This window comes from Pseudomonas sp. GV105 (assembly GCF_003058185.1).
Taxonomy (GTDB): domain Bacteria; phylum Pseudomonadota; class Gammaproteobacteria; order Pseudomonadales; family Pseudomonadaceae; genus Aquipseudomonas; species Aquipseudomonas veronii.
Map to the genome: position 1 here is coordinate 61,059 of NZ_QBUF01000001.1, position 16,231 is coordinate 77,289.

Sequence of the window (16,231 nt, forward strand, 5' to 3'; positions counted from 1 at the left end):
CCATCACCCAAGGAGATTTTTCAATGAAACCCTCACCTATAGCGCGCGTTTGCCTCATCGCCACACTCTTGACCTCGACCTTTTCCGGCGCCGTCCTGGCGGCCAGCACTGAACTGGTCAAGCCGGGTGTGCTGGTGGTGGACAAGAGCCTCCCGCCTGCGCAACTGGCGCTCATGGAAACCGCCGCCCGCCGTTATGACACCTTCTGGGATACCGGCGACGAAAGCCTGGCCCGTGAGGCGCTGGCCGCAGATTTCATCGACAAAACCCCACCGGCCGGACGTAAACAAGGCCCCGAAGGCCCGTTGCTCGCCTCCCGGGCGTTTCGTGAAGCGGTGCCGGACCTGCGTTGCGAGGTCGAACACATGCTCATCGCCGGCGACCGCGTGGTGGTTCACCTGCATTTTCGCGGGCACTTCACCGGCACCTTCGGCCAGATCAAGGGCGGTGGGCAGCCCGTGGACTTTATCGCCACCGATATCTATCAGATCGACAACGGCAAGATCGCCGCCAACTGGCACATCGAAGACAACCTCACCTTGATGAAACAGTTGGGCGCCCTGTAATCCTTGAGAGGCATCGCGTGCCTGACACTTCGGGCCAGGTCGAAGCATGCTGGGGTGGCAATTTTTTACAATTGCGGCTTCTATTAGCAGCGGTGCTGCCACGCGAGGAAACCTCATGACTGCGTCCATCGATCCCGGCCTGCTGGCTATCTATGAAGCCTGGCACGCCAGCGTCTGTGCCGGCGACCTGGCCGCGACGGCGGCGTTGTATGCCGAGCAGGCGGTGTTCGAAACGCCGCTGGTGCTGGCGATCTACCCCGACCACGGCAGCGGCGTGCTGGTCGGCCGGGAGACGATCCAGCGGTTCATGGAGGACAGCAAGCGCCGCTTTCCCAATGACCTGGCTGAGTGGTATCGCAGCGATAAAGCCTTCATCAACGGCCGCAACCTGACGTGGGAATACCCGCGCAAGACGCCGACGGGGGAGCAGGTCGACCTGATGGAAATGATGGAGATAGAAAACGGCTTGATCACCTGCCACCGCGTGTATTGGGGCTGGTATGGCGTGCGCTTGCTGGCGCCAGTGCTGGCGAAGGCGCAAGCGCTGTGAACCCGCGTGCGGCGGTTGCCATCATTGGTGGGTCGGTGACCGGTGTCGCGGCGTTTATCCAACTGGTGCGCGCCGGCAACGCCAAGCGTATCGACATCATCGATCCCGAGGGGCTGGCGGACTCGATTGCCTTCGGTGTCTGCGAGGACGTGCTGTTATGCAATACCTCGGTGCAGACCCTGTCGATACTGGACGATGAACCGCACGACTTTCAGCGTTACCTCCAGGCGCAGGGCATCGACGTCGGCGAAGACGCGTTTGTGCCACGGACCTGGGTGGCGGGCTATCTCAAGCAACGCTATGCCGAGTACCGCGATGTGGCCGAGGCCCGGGGCATTGCACATCGGATCGTGCGGGCGACGGTGCGGCATATCCAGCCGGTCGCTCGCGGCGACTATCGCCTGGTGCTGGATGACGGCGGCGACCTGCGCGCCTGTGCCGTGTTGGTCTGCACCGGCAGTGCCGCGCCGTTCGTGCCGCCGCTGGTCAGCCCGCATGTCGGCGCGCCGGGCATTTTCTCCACGCCATACCCGGCCAAGGCCTGGCTGGACAGCCTGGATAAACCGTCACGGGTCTTGGTGCTGGGCAGTCGCCTGTCGGCGGTCGACAGTGTGTTGCTGCTCTGCGGCGCGGGGCACCAGGTGCTGATGGCGTCGCCTTCCGGGCGTTTGCCGGGCGTGCGTACCGCCACCCCCCGGCGTGGCGCGGTGGCCCTGGATGAAGCGCGATTCGCCCGGCTGGACCTGGAAAACCCCAAGCTGTACTGGCACTTACTGCGCATCGTTGCGCGGGCGACCAAGGCGATCAATGGCCGCTCGCTGCGCGAACAAGTCGATCGCAGCGCGGAGCCCACCCAGCGCCTGCGCGGCGAGGTCGCCTTGGCCCGACGGGGCGCGACGGACTGGCAGAACCTGTTGGTGCAGTGCATGGACCTGGCCGACGTGAAGTTGCGCGCGGCGCCGCCCTCGGTGCGCGTGGCGGCGCTGCAAAACTGCTGGGAAGCGGTCGGGCGTTACCTGTTCGCGGTGCCTTTGCAGACCGCAACCACGCTGCTGCGCCTGATCGACGAAGGGCGCCTGCAGCTGGCCGCGCACTTGCCGACACAGCTTGAGTGGCAAGGTCAATGGCGGGTCCACGATGCCCAGGGGCGTATCGAGGCGGTGGATGCGGTGGTGTGCGCCAGCGGTTTTCATAAACAGTTTTTCCATGCCTCGCGCAACGGCCTTGAGCTGCAGGTGCCGCCGGCAACGCCGTGTACGCCGCCTTATGTGTCAGCGCAGTTGCAGGTCAGCCTGCCCGGCGCCGAAGCGCCGGAAGACATCTGGCTGCTGGGCATGGCCTCGTACCTGGCGGCGCCGATGGTCAATTCGGTGTACCAATCGGTGCGCCAGGCCCGCGAGGTGGTGATGCTGCTCGCCGAGCACCCTTCATTCATGGACAAACACGCAACCGAGGCAGTGGCATGAAAGTGTATGGCGACAGAGGTTCGAGCAATACCCGGCGCGTACTGACGACCGCCGCTTACCTGGGGCTTGAGGTCGAATTCGTCTTCCTCGACCTGTTCAGTGGCGAGAACCGCACGCCGGAGTACCTGGCGCTCAACCCCAACGGCACGATCCCGACCTTGGTCGACGGCGACGTGGTGCTGTTCGAAGCCTCGGCGATCATGATTTACCTGGCGGAACGGGCCGGCTCGTCATTGCTGCCCGCGGGCAATGCCAAGTACGAAACGCTCAAATGGATGTTCTGGGCCGCCGAGCATTTTCGTCGCGGGCCCACGGTGCTGATCGAGCAGCGGTTCATGGACCGCCTCAAAGGCCGCGCCGAGAACCCGACCCTGGTGGCCGAAGCGCTGCAGGCGATCCACCGCTACACGGCGGTGCTCGACGGGCACTTGCGCACCCGGCGCTTTGTGGTGGGCGACGCGTTGAGCCTGGCGGACATCGACCTGGCGGCCCCGCTGAGTCATATCCCGCGGACCCAGGCGCCGTTTCTGGAGTATCCCCATGTGGCGGCCTGGTACGCGCGGATCAATGCGCTGCTCGCCTGGCAGCAGAGCGGGGTGGCCCAGGAGCGCCGCATCGCCGAAATCGAGCGCTTGTTCAGCTCGCAACAGGTGCCGGCATAAGGGTTTTCCTGGCCGGGGTCACGGCATGCAGCGGTGCTTCGAGATGGCGCAGGTGCTCAATCCCCAGATGCAGCTTGAATGCCCGCCAGCCCGAGCCGGTCACATGTACCGCGCGCGAGCCGGCGGTTCGGCGCAGCCAACCCAACTGGCAAAAAGTCTCCAGCAGGTGGGTGCCGAGCGGCCCGGCGATGTGGTGTTGCCGTTCGGTCCAATCCAGGCAGCGGCGGGCCTGGAGGTGGTCGTGCAAGCATGGCTCGCCGGCCTGCGGGTTGAGTGACTGCAGCCACTCGGTACCACGCCGGGTGAGCACGTATTCGCGCTCGTCGCTTTCAAGGAGAAAACCCTGCTCCAGCAGGCCTTGGGTCACCGCTACGCCGACCTGGCCGGCCAGGTGGTCGTAGCAGCAACGGGCAAAACGCAATTCATGGGCCGAACGGTTGGGCAGGCTACGCCACGAACTGGTTTGCGGTGCGACCGCCGCCAGGCTTTCCAGCACATGGGACACATCGGGGCCGGCCAATTGATAGAAGCGGTTGCGGCCCTTGATCTCCACGGTGAGCAAGCCGCCGTCGAGCAGCTTCGCCAGGTGCGAACTGGCCGTCTGCGGCGTCACGCCAGCGGCATCGGCCAAGGCGCTGGCAGACATCGAACTGCCATCTGCCAGGGTGATCAGGATCACTGCGCGCACGGGTTCGGCGATCAGGTAGGCGATGGATGAGATTTTTGGCTGGGTCATTCCGTCGAACTCCGTGCTGTGCCAGGTGAAATCGGATTTCAGGATGACATAAACATAAACACTTCGACACAGCTCGAAGCGTTTATCCCAGAAAGCTGCATATAGTCGAGCCGCCCCCTTAAAGGACGCTCGCGGTCATGACCTCCAACACCCGCTACCAACGACAAGTACTGATTGCGACGAGTCTGAGCTATGTGGTCGTTATCCTCGACACTTCGATTGTCAACGTGGCAGTGGAATCGATTTCCCGCACCTTTGGCTCGGGTATCACCGGGCTGCAGTGGGTGATCAACGCATATACCCTGACCTTCGCCAGCCTGCTGCTGACGGGCGGCCTGCTGGGCGATCGTTTCGGCGCGAAGAAAATCTACGCCGTCGGCCTCGGCCTGTTTGCCCTGGCCTCGGCGTTGTGCGGCCTGGCCACCGACCTGCCGGAGTTGGTCGGTGCGCGGGTCCTGCAGGGGCTGGGCGCCGCGTTGCTGGTGCCGTGTTCCTTGATGTTGATCAACAGCGCTTACCCGCAGACCCACCAGCGCGCCGGCGCCATTGGCGTGTGGGCCGGGTGCGGCGGCATCGCCATGGCGGCCGGACCGCTGGTGGGCGGCGTACTGATCGAGCTGTTCGGCTGGCGCAGCATCTTCTTGATCAACGTGCCGATCGCCCTGGTGGGCGTGTGGCTGACCTCGCGCATCCCGTCTTCGGCACCGTTGGCGCCAAACCGGCACTTGGACGTCACTGGGCAAGTCGCCGCGATTATCGCGCTGGCGACCTCGGTGGCGGTGCTGATTGAAGGGGCGAAGCTGGGGTGGAACTCCGAATGGGTGTACGCCTGCGTGTTCGTTGCCTGTATCGCCTGGTGCGTGTTCTTTGTGACCGAAAGCCGCCACAAGGACCCGATGCTGCCGCTGCAGTATTTCCGCAACCCGGTGTTCTCGGGGGCGACGCTGCTGTCGCTGGCGTCGGCCCTGGTGTTCTATGGCCTGTTTTTCCTGCTCAGCGTGTACTTCCAGAGCGAGCGTGGCTGGTCGCCGCTGGACACCGGGCTGGCTTTCCTGCCATTGACCGCCATGGTCACCCTGGGCAGCTTCACCTGCGGCCGGCTGACCCGTGCGTATGGCGCGCGCGCCGTGCTGTGTGCGGGGTTCGGCCTGTACACCGTGGGGTTTATCGGCCTGTTCGCCCTGGCCAGTGACGCACCGTACTGGCGTATCGCAGTGTGCTACCCGGCCGTGGGGTTCGGTGCCGGGATCATCACCCCGGCCGCCACCTCCGTGCTGATGAGTGTGGTCGACCGCGCCAAGGCCGGGGTGGCGGCGGGCACGCTCAATGCCAGCCGCCAAAGCGGCTCCGCCTTCGGTGTGGCGATCTTCGGCGCCTTGCTCACCTCGATTCAGCCCCTGGGCGATGCCATCGACGTCGCCGTCAGCGTCGCCATCGGTTTGTCGTTGCTCGCCATGCTGATGGCCGCCCTGGTGTTGAAAGCGCCGGCGGCGCAACCCGTGGAAAGTTGATGGACCTGCACCTGTAAAGGCAATTGCCCGGCACGTTTTCGTGACATTCGCGAGGCGTCGCTGCACCTGAAAAACATCATCAATAGGGATAATGATCATGAATCTGCGTTCTGCACCTGCAGTTGTCGATATGGCGGGGATCGGCATCGGTCCGGCCAACCTTAGCCTGGCGGCGCTGGCCCAGCCCAAACCGAGCATTAGCGCAGCGTTCTTCGAGCGCAGCAGCGAATTTCAATGGCATGCGGGGATGATGGTTCCCGAGGCCAAACTGCAGGTGCATTACCTCAAGGACCTGGTCAGCCTGGTGGACCCGTCCAACCCGCTGTCATTCCTCGCTTACCTGGCGCAGAAAAAACAGCTGCTCAGTTTTATCAACGCGCATTTCGAGCAGGTGCTGCGCCGCGAGTTCAACCAGTACTACCGCTGGGCGTGCAGCCAGCTGCCGAATCTGCATTTCAACAGCGAAGTGCGTTCGGTGACGTTCGATAACGGCCTGTTCCTGCTCCAGGGCGATACCTGGGCGCAACCGGCGCGCCACCTGGTGTTGGGCACCGGGCAGCAACCGTCGATCCCGGCGTGCGCGCAGGCGCATCTGGGCGATACGCTGTTTCACTCCTCGCAGTACATGACCCGCAAGCGCAGCTTCAAAGACCAGCGCGTGGTGGTGATCGGTGGCGGCCAGACCGGGGCCGAAATCATCCAGCACCTGCTGTCCGACACCGCCGCCTTGCCCGCCAGCGTGACCTGGGTCTCGCGGCGCTGGAATTTTTCGCCGCTGGATGAGTCACCGTTTACCAACGAGCTCTACACCCCGCAGTACAGTGACCACTTTTTCGCCCAGCCCGAGGTCGTGCGCCGGCCATTGCTGGTCGAGCAGAAACTGGCGAGCGACGGCATTTCCCAAGCGTTGTTGCAGTCGATTTATCGCCGCCTGTACGAGCTCAAGCACGTCTTGCAGCACCCCTGTCACATTCGCCTGCTGCCCGGGCGTGAGTTGACCGCGATTCAGCAGCGCCCCCATCACTGGAGCCTGTCGATGGCGCACGGGCACAGCCAGGTGCAGGAGGAACTGAGTGCCGACACCGCGGTGCTGTGTACAGGCTATGCCTACCAGATGCCGGCGTGCCTGGCGGCGCTCGAATCACGGATTACCCGATGCAACGGCGAGTATGTCTTCAACGATGACTATTCCGTCGCCTGGGATGGGCCGCAGGGCTCGGCCATCTATGTTCAAAACGCCGCGCGCAGCCAGAAAGGCATCGCCGACCCGAACCTGGGCCTGATCCCCTGGCGTTGCGCGAACATCATCAACAGCGTCAGCGGGCAAGCCCTGTACGACTTGGATGAGCCCGAGGCGTTCGTCCAATGGGGCGCCAACGAAGTATTCGACGAGGTCGGCGATGCGCGTTTCGATCGCCTGACCGCTCTCGCCAACTAGACCCAGGAGCCCGGTCATGGAACCCATCACACTTGCCCCCAACGGCAATGCCCCGGTGATTCGAGAAACCGAGGAGCCCGTGGCGCCGGAAGGCGTGCGCCTGTACCTGCACCACTTTGCCGGCAAACTGGCCAATGCGCCGATCCAGTCATCGCGTTTCACCCTCGAGCCACACAGCGCGACCGACGAAGACAAGCACGCCGTGAACGAAATCTGGTTTATCAGCGGCGGGGAACTGGACGTCTTCTACGACGGCACCTGGCACGCGGTCAGAAATGGCGAAAGCCTGTATTTCGCGCCCTGGCGGCCGCATTTCGCGCGCAACAACGGCATGACCCAGGTCCAGGTGTTTTCGGTGTGGTGGGCATGAGCATGGCGCAGCACTTCGACCTGGTGATTGTCGGAGGCGGCATTATCGGCGCCTGGGCGTTGCATCATGCGACGCAACGCTATCCCCACTGGCAGATTCTGCTGATCGACCGCTACCGCATCGGCGACGGGGCCACCGCCCATTCGGCGGGTGTGCTGCTGGCCACCGGCCGCTCGCCGCGCGAACGGCGCCTGGCCGGGGAGAGCGCCGAGCTGTATCGGGCCCTGCGTGATCGCCTGGGCATCCGCACCACCCAGGCGCCGGTGTACTGGCTGGCCGAACGCAGCTTTAGCGCAGACATCGAGCAGGCCCTGGTCGATGCGCCGGTTCAGCCCGCCGACCTGTGCGTGGCGGACCTGGGCTCACGCCTGGGCGCCCCACTCAACGTTGGCGCGAACGAAAGCCTGTTGCGTGGCGGCACCGCCGAAAGTTATGAGCCGCCGCTGGTGGCGCGATTGCTGATCGGCCACAGCCTGGACAGTGCCCATGTGCGCTGCATCGAAGGCGTAGGCGTGCAGCAGATCGATGCGCTGGGCAGCGGCACGCGCATCACCCTGGCCGACGGCGCCACGCTGCGTGCCCGCCGCACCCTGGTTGCCACGGGGCCGTGGGTCAGCGAGCCGCCGTTTGACGCGCTTGCCGCGCGCCATGGGCTGCGGGTGAAGAAGGTGGTGGCCCTGCATATCGACGGCGTACCGCCGAGCAACGCCGCGGCGCTGTTCCTGCCGCAATCCGACGCTTACCTGATGCCATTGGCGGCGCGTAATCAGTGGTTGTTCAGCTTCCGGTGCGATGAATGGGACGTTGCGCCGCGCAAACATGCACTGGAAATCAACCGCCACGATGTGCAGGTGGCCACCCGCACGCTGGCGCACTACCTGCCCGAGCTGGTGGCCCGCTGTCGCGGCGGCCGGGTGTTCTGCGACAGCTACAGTCCCGGTGGAGAGTCGCAGGTGAGCTTCGACGCCGGGCAGAACCTGGTGTTTGCCGGCGCCGGCAGCGGCGCCGGTTTCCGCCTGGCACCGGGCATTGCCCGCGAAGCCGTGGACCTGCTCGTCGCCCAGTGGCCCGATGCGCCCGCTACCGCCAAACCCACTCTTTCTACTGTTTCGATGGATTGAAAAGATGACCGCTATCGCCGCGCAAACCTTCTTCCTGATGCCCATCCCGCCGACTCCGAACGGCAGGCTGCACCTGGGGCATATCGCCGGGCCGTACTTGCGCATGGACATGCTGGGGCGCTACCTGCGTAGCCAGGGCCATCGTGTCGACGTGGTCTCGGCGGTCGACGGCTTCGACTCCTATGTGCTGTGGAAGGCCCTGCAAGAGCAGCGCACGCCCGAAGCCGTGGTGCGCGACTATCACGGGCAAATCGCCCATGACCTGCGCGCGTTGGATGTCGAGGTGGATGACTTCCTCGACCTGGTGCAAGGCCCCTATGCGCAGCAGCATGCGCGCAATGCCCAGCGCACGGTGGAGCGCCTGGTGGCGCTCGGGGTGACGCAAAGCGTGGTCGAACGTGTGCTGTATTGCCCGGACACCCGGCGCTACATGGCGGGGGCCTGGCTGCTGGGGCAATGCCCGTATTGCCGGGCGGGGGCGGGCGGCTATTTTTGCGAAGCCTGCGGCGCACTGTTTCGCCCGGAAGCCATGCTTGACCCGCAACCGCGCATGGGCGACAGCCCCCTGCACTGGGTTGAGGTCGAAAGCCTGTTTCTGACCGTCGCCCACCCCGAGCAGTTGCTGCAGCGCATGGCGACCTCCGGTGCGCCGGCGTCGATCGTCGAGGTGATTGCGCGCTTCCTGGAACGGGAAAATGGCCGGGTGCGGCTGACCGCGCCGGGCGAATGGGGCGTTGCCTGGAGCGCGGACCGCTTCGGCAACCCGCGCGTGTTGTTCGAGTCGGGCTGGGAGTATGCGCTGACCTGCGCCGACCGATCCCAGGAACAGGCGCCCGAGCACGGCCATGCCATGCTGCGCAGCAGCGAGGTGACGACGCTGGTCAGTTTTGGCATCGACAACGCGGTGCTGCTGTTGGCCGGCAGTGTCGCGGTGATGGATGCGTTGCAGGATCACCGCTCATTCGATTACGTGTTGACCAATTACTTCTACAACCTGCAAGGCGCGAAGTTTTCCACCAGCCGCCTGCATGTGGTGTGGGCCGCCGATATCGTCGAAAAGACCCCGGCGACCAGCGACGCGGTGCGTTACTTCCTGAGCCGCGAAAGCCCCGAACAGGGCGAAACCAACTTCGCCGTGGAGGAGTTTGTCGAGGTGGTCAATGTGGACCTGGCCGGTGCGCTCGACGGCCGCATCGACCTGGCGCTGGCCGCCCTCGATCACACGCGGCCGCAGTCCATCGACCCGGCGCTGTGGCCGGCCCTGGAGCTGGCCGTTACGCGGTTGGGGCAGGCCTTCCGGTTGGACGCGGTGTCGGTGCGCGAAGCCTGGGACGTGCTGCATCAATGGATGCAACGCCCCGACCTGGACGTCACCCAGCCCGCCCACGCCTACCTGTGGCTCAAGGGCCTGGCGTACCTGGCCGCGCCGATCATGCCGCGCCTGGCCGAGTACCTGTGGCAGCGCCTGGGGCATGACGGTTTGCCGCTGATCCAGGCGCTGCACGCTGCCTCGCAGCCACGTCCGCAGACCTCGGCGCGCCCGCGCTTTGCGCCGCTGTCGCCGGCCGCATTGGCGCCGTGCCTGCCGGCCAGCGTGGTGCTTGCCGGGGCCACCAGCGATGCATGAATACGCCGACGTTATCGTGATCGGCGCCGGCACCACCGGCACCGCCGCAGCCTGGCACCTGGCGCGGGCCGGGGCGTCGGTCAGGCTGCTCGATAAAGGCGCGATTGCCAGCGGTTCGTCGGGCGCATCGCCGGGGATCGTGCGGGCGTATTATGCCGACCCCGCCCTCAGCTACCTGGCGACGCAAGGTGTGCGGGCCTATCGCGAGTGGCCGCAGCACTATCCCGGCGCATGCGGCTACCAGCGCACGGGGTTCCTGACCGGTATTGCCGGGCACGCGCAAGCGACCACTCAGGCCAATGTCGCGCGTCTGCGGGCAGCGGGCGCGCCGCTTGAATGGCTCTGCCCCGAGCAGATACGGGAACGGGTGCCGGACCTGTACACCGATGGCCTGGCGGGCGCGGTCTACGAACCGGACGCCGGTTATTGCGACCCGCGTCTTACCGCGCGCAGCTTTGCCGCCGGTGCGAGCGCCCTGGGCGCGGTGATCGAAGAGGGCCGGGCGGCGCGGCGGATTGTGCGCCAGGCCGGCCGCGTCATCGGCGTGCAGACCGACTGCGGGTTTATCGCCAGCAGCCATGTGATCAACGCCGCCGGGCCATGGGCCGCCGCACTGGCCGCCGAGTGCGGCGCGCCGCTGCCGATTCACGCCACACGGCAATGCGTGGGCATTCTCGAGGTCTGCGGCGCGGATAAGCCGATGCCGGGCTACTGCGACCGCGACGTCGGCTTCTACCTGCGCCCGGATCGCCCCGGCAGCTACGTGATCGGCGCGCTGGGCGGCGCCGAAGGGGCGCCCATCGACCCGGATGCCTTCGACGGCACCTTCAGCGACACTCAGGTGTTGGCCTACCGTGACCGCGCCGCGCAACGCGTGCAACGTCTACTGGGCGCACAGCCGATCGGGCGCCGCGTGTCGTTCTTCGATGACACGCCGGACGGTAATCCGCTGCTCGGCCCGGACCCGCGCGTGCCGGGGTTGATGGTCGCGGCAGGGTTGAGCGGGCATGGTTTCAAGTTCGCGCCGTTGTTCGGACAGGCGATTGCGCAGTGGGTGTTGACGGGGGAGATGTCGGCGGCGATGGCGCCGTTTGCGCTGCAGCGGTTTATCGGCTGACGGGACGTGCTCAGGCTGTTGATGGGGCAACAGCAGTTCAATAAACTGTGCGATCGCGCAGGCTTAGGTTCTGCGTAAGGTGCTGAATTTAAAGGCTTATGGGTTTGGCATGAATTGTGTTGTCAGTCGATAGGCACTGACCCGACAACGGGAGGGATAACCCCCACTTTTCAAAAGAAACCACACCCATGCACAACACCTTGCAACGCACGTTTATTGCCGGCCTGCTGGCAATCGGCACCTTGGGCGGGCTGCTGCCGGCCGCGGCCCAGGCGGCCAATGATCAACAGTTCATCCCGCTGGCGACCTACCGGGTCGGCGCCTACGCCTCCAGCGGCATCCCGTGGTGGGCGGGGGAGATCGACTACTTCCGCTATATCAATGAGGTCGAAGGCGGCGTGAACGGGGTCAAACTGGTCTGGCAAGAGTGCGAGACCGAGTGGAAGACCGACCGTATCATCGAATGCTACGAACGCTACAAGGCCGGCCTCGACGGCGCGCCGACCGGCTTCTTCTTCACCCACAGCACGCCGGCGTCCTATGCGCTGATGGACCGCGCCGCCGTCGACCATATCCCGCTGATCGACGGTGCCGGCGGGCGTACCGAATCGACCGATGGCCGCGTGTTCCCTTACGCCTTCCCGCTGTTGCTCAACTACTACGGCCAGGCGTCGGTGGGGATCAACTACATCGCCCAGCGCGAAGGCGGCCTGGACAAACTCAAGGGCAAGAAGATCGTCACGGTCTACCACGACTCCGCCTATGGCCGCGAAACCCAGGCGGCGATGCAATTGCTCGCGCAAAAGTACGGTTTCGAGAATATCCAGATCCCGGTGGCGGACCCCGGCAACGAGCAGTCGACCCAATGGCGGCAGGTCCGTCAGATCAACCCGGACTGGGTGTTCCTGCGCACCTGGGGCGTGTCCACCCCGGTCGGCATCAAGACCGCCGTGCGTTTTGGCATCCCGGTGGACCGCCTGATCGGAGACGTGTGGGCCGGCTCCGAAGCCGATGTGATCCCCGCGGGCACCGCCGCCAAAGGCTACCAGGCGCTGGCGCCGTTCCCCGGTGGCGACAGCTTCGAGATCCACCGCAAACTCAAGCAGTTCATCCTGGACCCGGGCAAGAGCAACCTCAAAGACCCGAGTTACTTCGGCAAGGTCTACTACAACATCGGCCTGATCAACGCGGCCATTGCAGTCGAAGCCTTGCGCACCGGCCAGGCCAAGTTCGGCAATCGTGGGCTGAACGGTGAGGAAACGCGCTGGGCGTTCGAGCATTTGGACATCGACGCCGCTCGCATCAAGGCGTTGGGTCTCGAAGGCTTGCTCGCGCCGTTGAAACTGTCCTGCGCCGACCACGAAGGCGGCGGTTCAGCCCGGGTGCAGCAGTGGGACGGGCAAAAATGGGTGCTGGTGGCCGATTGGGTCCAGGCCGACCGCGCCACCTTGCGCCCGTTGATCGAGGCCAAGTCTGCCGCGTATGCCCAGGAGAAGGGCATCGCGGCGCGCGACTGCGCGGCCGAGTAGCGCCTGGTCAGGCGACGGTGGCCGCGCAAGACGGTTGAAATCACGGTCACGGTATTGAGCGGGGTATCGTCCGTCGCCGTTTCGGCAAACGCGGGTGCGCCCGCAAGCAGCAGAGAACCGGTCAACAGCGACAGGGGGAACGTTTTGATGGGGGGCGGCTCGGACATGTCAGCAATCATCCATTAGGCCTGGCACTGGCCCTAGGTATGCGTGCAGCTTCGCAAGCGTTTCGAGAAAAACTGGGGGGCGAGTCGCTTGCGCCTGAGCAAGATAGATAATATGTTAACGGTATAACTAAAAATAATCGGTGGAGGGGGTATGCCTGCCTTATTTCACGCTGGCGCTGAGTTCGCCAACTGGAACCGCGACTTGCGTGCGGTGTGCGGTAACTTCAGCACGACGATGTCCGATCAGCACCGTCTGTTTATCGGCAGCGTCCACGGCCAGGATGTCTGTGGCCTCGAAGTGGCGCATATCCGCACCAACGCAGGGTTGATCAGCCGCCACCGCACTCACGGCGATGGCGCCGACGATCGACACTGCTTTCTGATCCTCCAGAGCAGCGGCCATCAGCGCATTCGCCAAAATCACCGGGTGCTCGAACTGGGGCCTGAAGACATCGCCCTGGTGGACTCGGCGCAGGCCTTCGAGATCGAACCTCAAGGCTTGGTGCAAAACATCTCGATTCATTTGTCACGCCAGGAAGTCAGCCTGCAACTGAGCCAGCAAGCGCTGTTTGGCAAGCTGGCGCGCAACAGTGTGGCCACTCATATGATTCGCACCTTGGTGCGCTCGCTGGCTGACGTGGAGTTGAGTGAGGGCTATGGCGGCCAAAGCGATGGCCCGGCCTTGGAGCAAGCGCTGATCGGCTTGGCCGCCGCCGGTCTGGACGAGCGTGCCGAGGGCCAGCCCGGTTTCGCCTGCGTGGGCCATGATGATATCTACGGGTTGGCCACGCGGCTGGTCGAAGCCTCGTTGCAAGAGACTGAACTGGGCCCTGAATATTTGGCCCGACGCTTGAACGTCTCGGTGCGCCAGCTCTATCGGCTGTTTGAGCAGCGTCACGAGAGTATTGCGCGCTACATCCAGCAACGTCGCTTGGAGCGGGTAGCCCAGGACCTGCGCGCCCAAGACCTGCGGCATGAGTCGATTACGCAAATCGCCTTCAAATGGGGGTTTGTCGACGCCGCGCATTTCAGCCGGGCCTTCAAGCGCCATTTCCAGTACGCCCCTCGGGACTTTCGCCAACACGCCTCCTAAGTGCAGCCCTGGCAGGGAATGCCAAGCGGTTTGGCAGACTCAGTCAAGTCGCAGGGCGTGGCAGGCACTCTAATAAGGTGGCCTGGGCTGGGGTTGATACCGAGCCGCTTATTGCTGGAGAAAAATAAAAATGAAAACACGGAGCTTGCTGATAGGCAGCCCTTTACTGATGGCCGCGTTGTGCTCGGTGGTGTTGGCCGGTCCGGCTCAGGTCGATGGTCGGCGCATCATCGCCGCTGACCAGGAGCCGGGCAACTGGATGAGCCACGGCCGCACCTACGACGAGCAGCGCTACAGCCCGTTGGACAGCGTCAATGCGAGCAACGTCGGCCAGTTGGGCATGGCCTGGACGACGAAACTGGATATCGACAGCGGCACCGAAGCCACGCCGCTGGTGGTCGATGGGGTGATGTACACCACCGGGGCCTTCAGCATTGTCTATGCGATCAATGCCGCTACCGGCGAGTTGCTCTGGAAATACGACCCGAAGGTGCCGCCCGAAAACCTCAGCCAAGGCTGCTGCGGGCCGGTAAACCGGGGCGTGGCGGTCTGGCAGGGCAAGGTCTACGTGGGCAGTTTTGACGGACGCTTGATTGCCCTCGATGCGGCCAGTGGTCAGCCGGTCTGGAGCGTCGACACGATCATCGATCGTACCAAGAGCTATTCGATCACGGGCGCCCCGCGCGTCGTCAAAGGCAAGGTGCTGATCGGCAACGGCGGCGCTGAATTCGGCGTGCGCGGTTACGTGACGGCTTACGATGCCGAGACCGGCAAACAGGTGTGGCGTTTCTATACCGTGCCAGGCGACCCGAAACTGCCGCCGGAAAATGCGGCGATGGCCAAGGCGATGAAAACCTGGGACGGCGACGGCTGGGTCAAATGGGGTGGCGGCGGCACCGTCTGGGACTCCATGGCCTACGACCCGCAACTGGATCTCCTGTATGTGGGCACGGGCAACGGCTCGCCCTGGAACTATCAGTTCCGCACCAATGGCAAGGGCGACAACCTCTACGTGTCGTCGATCCTGGCGCTGCGGCCAGACACCGGTGAATACGTCTGGCATTACCAGATCACGCCGCAAGACCAGTGGGATTTCACCGCGACCCAACACATGATCCTCGCCGACATCAAGGTGGACGGCAAGGTGCGCAAGGTGATCATGCAGGCGCCGAAGAATGGCTTCTTCTACGTCCTCGACCGCACCAACGGCCAGTTGCTCTCGGCGAAGAATTTCGTGCCGGTGAACTGGGCCAGCGGCATCGACATGAAAACCGGCCGCCCGATCCTGACCGGCGCGGCCGACTATTCCAAGGAGCCGAAAGTGGTGCAGCCGAGCTTTCTCGGCGGGCACAACTGGCACCCCATGTCCTTCAGCCCGAAGACCGGCTACGTCTATATTCCGGCCCAGTACACCTTGGCCGAGTTGAAGGCGGCCAAGGCGCCGATGTTCCTGGCGAACAAGTCGGTGGTGAACTTCGGGCTGGATGTGCCGGACTTGCCTGAAGACCCGAAAATCCTCAATAAAATCCGTGACGCCTGGAGTGGTGAGCTGATCGCCTGGGACCCGGTCCAACAGAAAGCGGCCTGGAAACAGCCATACATCAGCGCCGGCAACGGCGGCACGCTGGCCACGGCGGGCAATCTGGTGTTCCAGGGCACCGCCGACGGGCGCGTGGTCGCCTATCGCGCCGACACCGGCGAGCAGCTATGGGAGCATCGGGCCAACTCCGGGGTCATGGCCGGGCCCGTCACCTACACCGTCAATGGCGAGCAATACGTGGCGTTCTCAGTGGGTTGGGGCGGGATCATTCCGCTGCTGACCGGGCCGTTGACCAACAAGGGCAAGGTGCGCGCCGAGTCGCGGGTGATTGCCTTCAAGCTCGGCGCCCACGGCGAACTGCCGCCGCCCAAAGTCGCGCCAGTGCTACCGACCACCCACCAGACACTCACGGCAACCCCTGAGCAACTGGTACAGGCGCGCGGTCTGTTCAATGGCCTGTGCGCCGGTTGTCACGGCCTCAATGCCATCAGCGGCGGCGTGGTGCCGGACCTGCGCTACCTGAGTGACGACAAACACGCGGCGTTCCCGGCCTTTGTCAGCGGAGCGCTGATCACCAAGGGCATGCCGAATTTCTCCGACATTCTCCAGCGCGACGACATGGAATTGATCCGTCAATACCTGGTCAAGCGCAACCAGGATCTGCAGGCCGACCTCAAGGCCGCCGGGCACGTCGACACCCCCTGACTCCCTACCGTTTCACCCATGCATGACGACGCC

General features: G+C 64.5%; 14 protein-coding genes. 13 read left to right on the forward strand and 1 reads right to left on the reverse strand.

Annotation, left to right across the window (positions count from 1 at the left end; all coding sequences use genetic code 11):
* The first annotated feature begins 23 nt into the window (after positions 1–23).
* The 4 genes from C8K66_RS00265 (at position 24) to C8K66_RS00280 (ending at position 3,244) form a co-directional block, all read left to right on the forward strand.
* Positions 24–566: an ester cyclase gene (locus tag C8K66_RS00265; protein WP_046383241.1), complete on the forward strand. Its 543-nt coding sequence runs from the start codon at positions 24–26 to the stop codon at positions 564–566.
* Between the two features lie 115 nt (positions 567–681).
* Positions 682–1,116, forward strand: a complete 435-nt coding sequence (locus C8K66_RS00270; RefSeq protein WP_108523979.1) for a nuclear transport factor 2 family protein — start codon at positions 682–684, stop codon at positions 1,114–1,116.
* Positions 1,113–2,582 carry an FAD/NAD(P)-binding protein gene (locus C8K66_RS00275; protein ID WP_108523980.1) on the forward strand — a complete coding sequence of 490 codons (1,470 nt, stop codon included), beginning with the start codon at positions 1,113–1,115 and terminating at the stop codon, positions 2,580–2,582. Before C8K66_RS00270 ends, C8K66_RS00275 begins: the two co-directional genes overlap by 4 nt.
* Positions 2,579–3,244, forward strand: a complete 666-nt coding sequence (locus tag C8K66_RS00280) for a glutathione S-transferase family protein (RefSeq protein WP_017847290.1) — start codon at positions 2,579–2,581, stop codon at positions 3,242–3,244. The genes C8K66_RS00275 and C8K66_RS00280 overlap by 4 nt, the downstream gene beginning before the upstream one ends.
* Here the strand turns inward: C8K66_RS00280 and C8K66_RS00285 are convergent.
* Positions 3,219–3,980: a helix-turn-helix transcriptional regulator gene (locus C8K66_RS00285; RefSeq protein WP_057005527.1), complete on the reverse strand. Its 762-nt coding sequence runs from the start codon at positions 3,978–3,980 to the stop codon at positions 3,219–3,221. The genes C8K66_RS00280 and C8K66_RS00285 overlap by 26 nt on opposite strands.
* 137 nt (positions 3,981–4,117) lie before the next feature.
* Between C8K66_RS00285 and C8K66_RS00290 the strand changes: the two genes are divergently transcribed.
* From C8K66_RS00290 to C8K66_RS00330, 9 genes are all read left to right on the forward strand, one after another.
* A complete protein-coding gene (locus C8K66_RS00290) occupies positions 4,118–5,491 on the forward strand; it encodes an MFS transporter (protein WP_046383245.1) in 1,374 nt (457 codons plus the stop codon).
* A 97-nt stretch (positions 5,492–5,588) separates the two neighbouring features.
* Positions 5,589–6,929 (forward strand): lysine N(6)-hydroxylase/L-ornithine N(5)-oxygenase family protein, encoded by a 1,341-nt coding sequence (locus tag C8K66_RS00295; RefSeq protein ID WP_256590872.1) that lies wholly within the window; start codon positions 5,589–5,591, stop codon positions 6,927–6,929.
* Between the two features lie 16 nt (positions 6,930–6,945).
* Entirely contained in the window at positions 6,946–7,299 is a 354-nt protein-coding gene (locus C8K66_RS00300) for a cupin domain-containing protein (protein WP_108523982.1), read from the forward strand.
* Positions 7,296–8,420: an FAD-binding oxidoreductase gene (locus C8K66_RS00305; protein WP_256590873.1), complete on the forward strand. Its 1,125-nt coding sequence runs from the start codon at positions 7,296–7,298 to the stop codon at positions 8,418–8,420. Before C8K66_RS00300 ends, C8K66_RS00305 begins: the two co-directional genes overlap by 4 nt.
* 4 nt (positions 8,421–8,424) lie before the next feature.
* The gene (locus C8K66_RS00310; RefSeq protein ID WP_108523984.1) at positions 8,425–10,047 is read left to right on the forward strand and encodes a methionine--tRNA ligase; all 1,623 of its coding nucleotides are present in this window, start codon (positions 8,425–8,427) and stop codon (positions 10,045–10,047) included.
* Positions 10,040–11,164 (forward strand): FAD-binding oxidoreductase, encoded by a 1,125-nt coding sequence (locus tag C8K66_RS00315; RefSeq protein ID WP_057005525.1) that lies wholly within the window; start codon positions 10,040–10,042, stop codon positions 11,162–11,164. The genes C8K66_RS00310 and C8K66_RS00315 overlap by 8 nt, the downstream gene beginning before the upstream one ends.
* Positions 11,165–11,352: 188 nt before the next feature.
* Positions 11,353–12,693, forward strand: coding sequence for an ABC transporter substrate-binding protein (locus C8K66_RS00320; protein WP_108523985.1), 1,341 nt, complete (start codon positions 11,353–11,355; stop codon positions 12,691–12,693).
* A gap of 318 nt (positions 12,694–13,011) precedes the next feature.
* Positions 13,012–13,953, forward strand: a complete 942-nt coding sequence (feaR, locus tag C8K66_RS00325) for a transcriptional regulator FeaR (protein ID WP_108523986.1) — start codon at positions 13,012–13,014, stop codon at positions 13,951–13,953.
* 130 nt (positions 13,954–14,083) lie between these two features.
* Positions 14,084–16,198, forward strand: a complete 2,115-nt coding sequence (locus C8K66_RS00330) for a PQQ-dependent dehydrogenase, methanol/ethanol family (RefSeq protein ID WP_108523987.1) — start codon at positions 14,084–14,086, stop codon at positions 16,196–16,198.
* Positions 16,199–16,231: the final 33 nt, after the last annotated feature.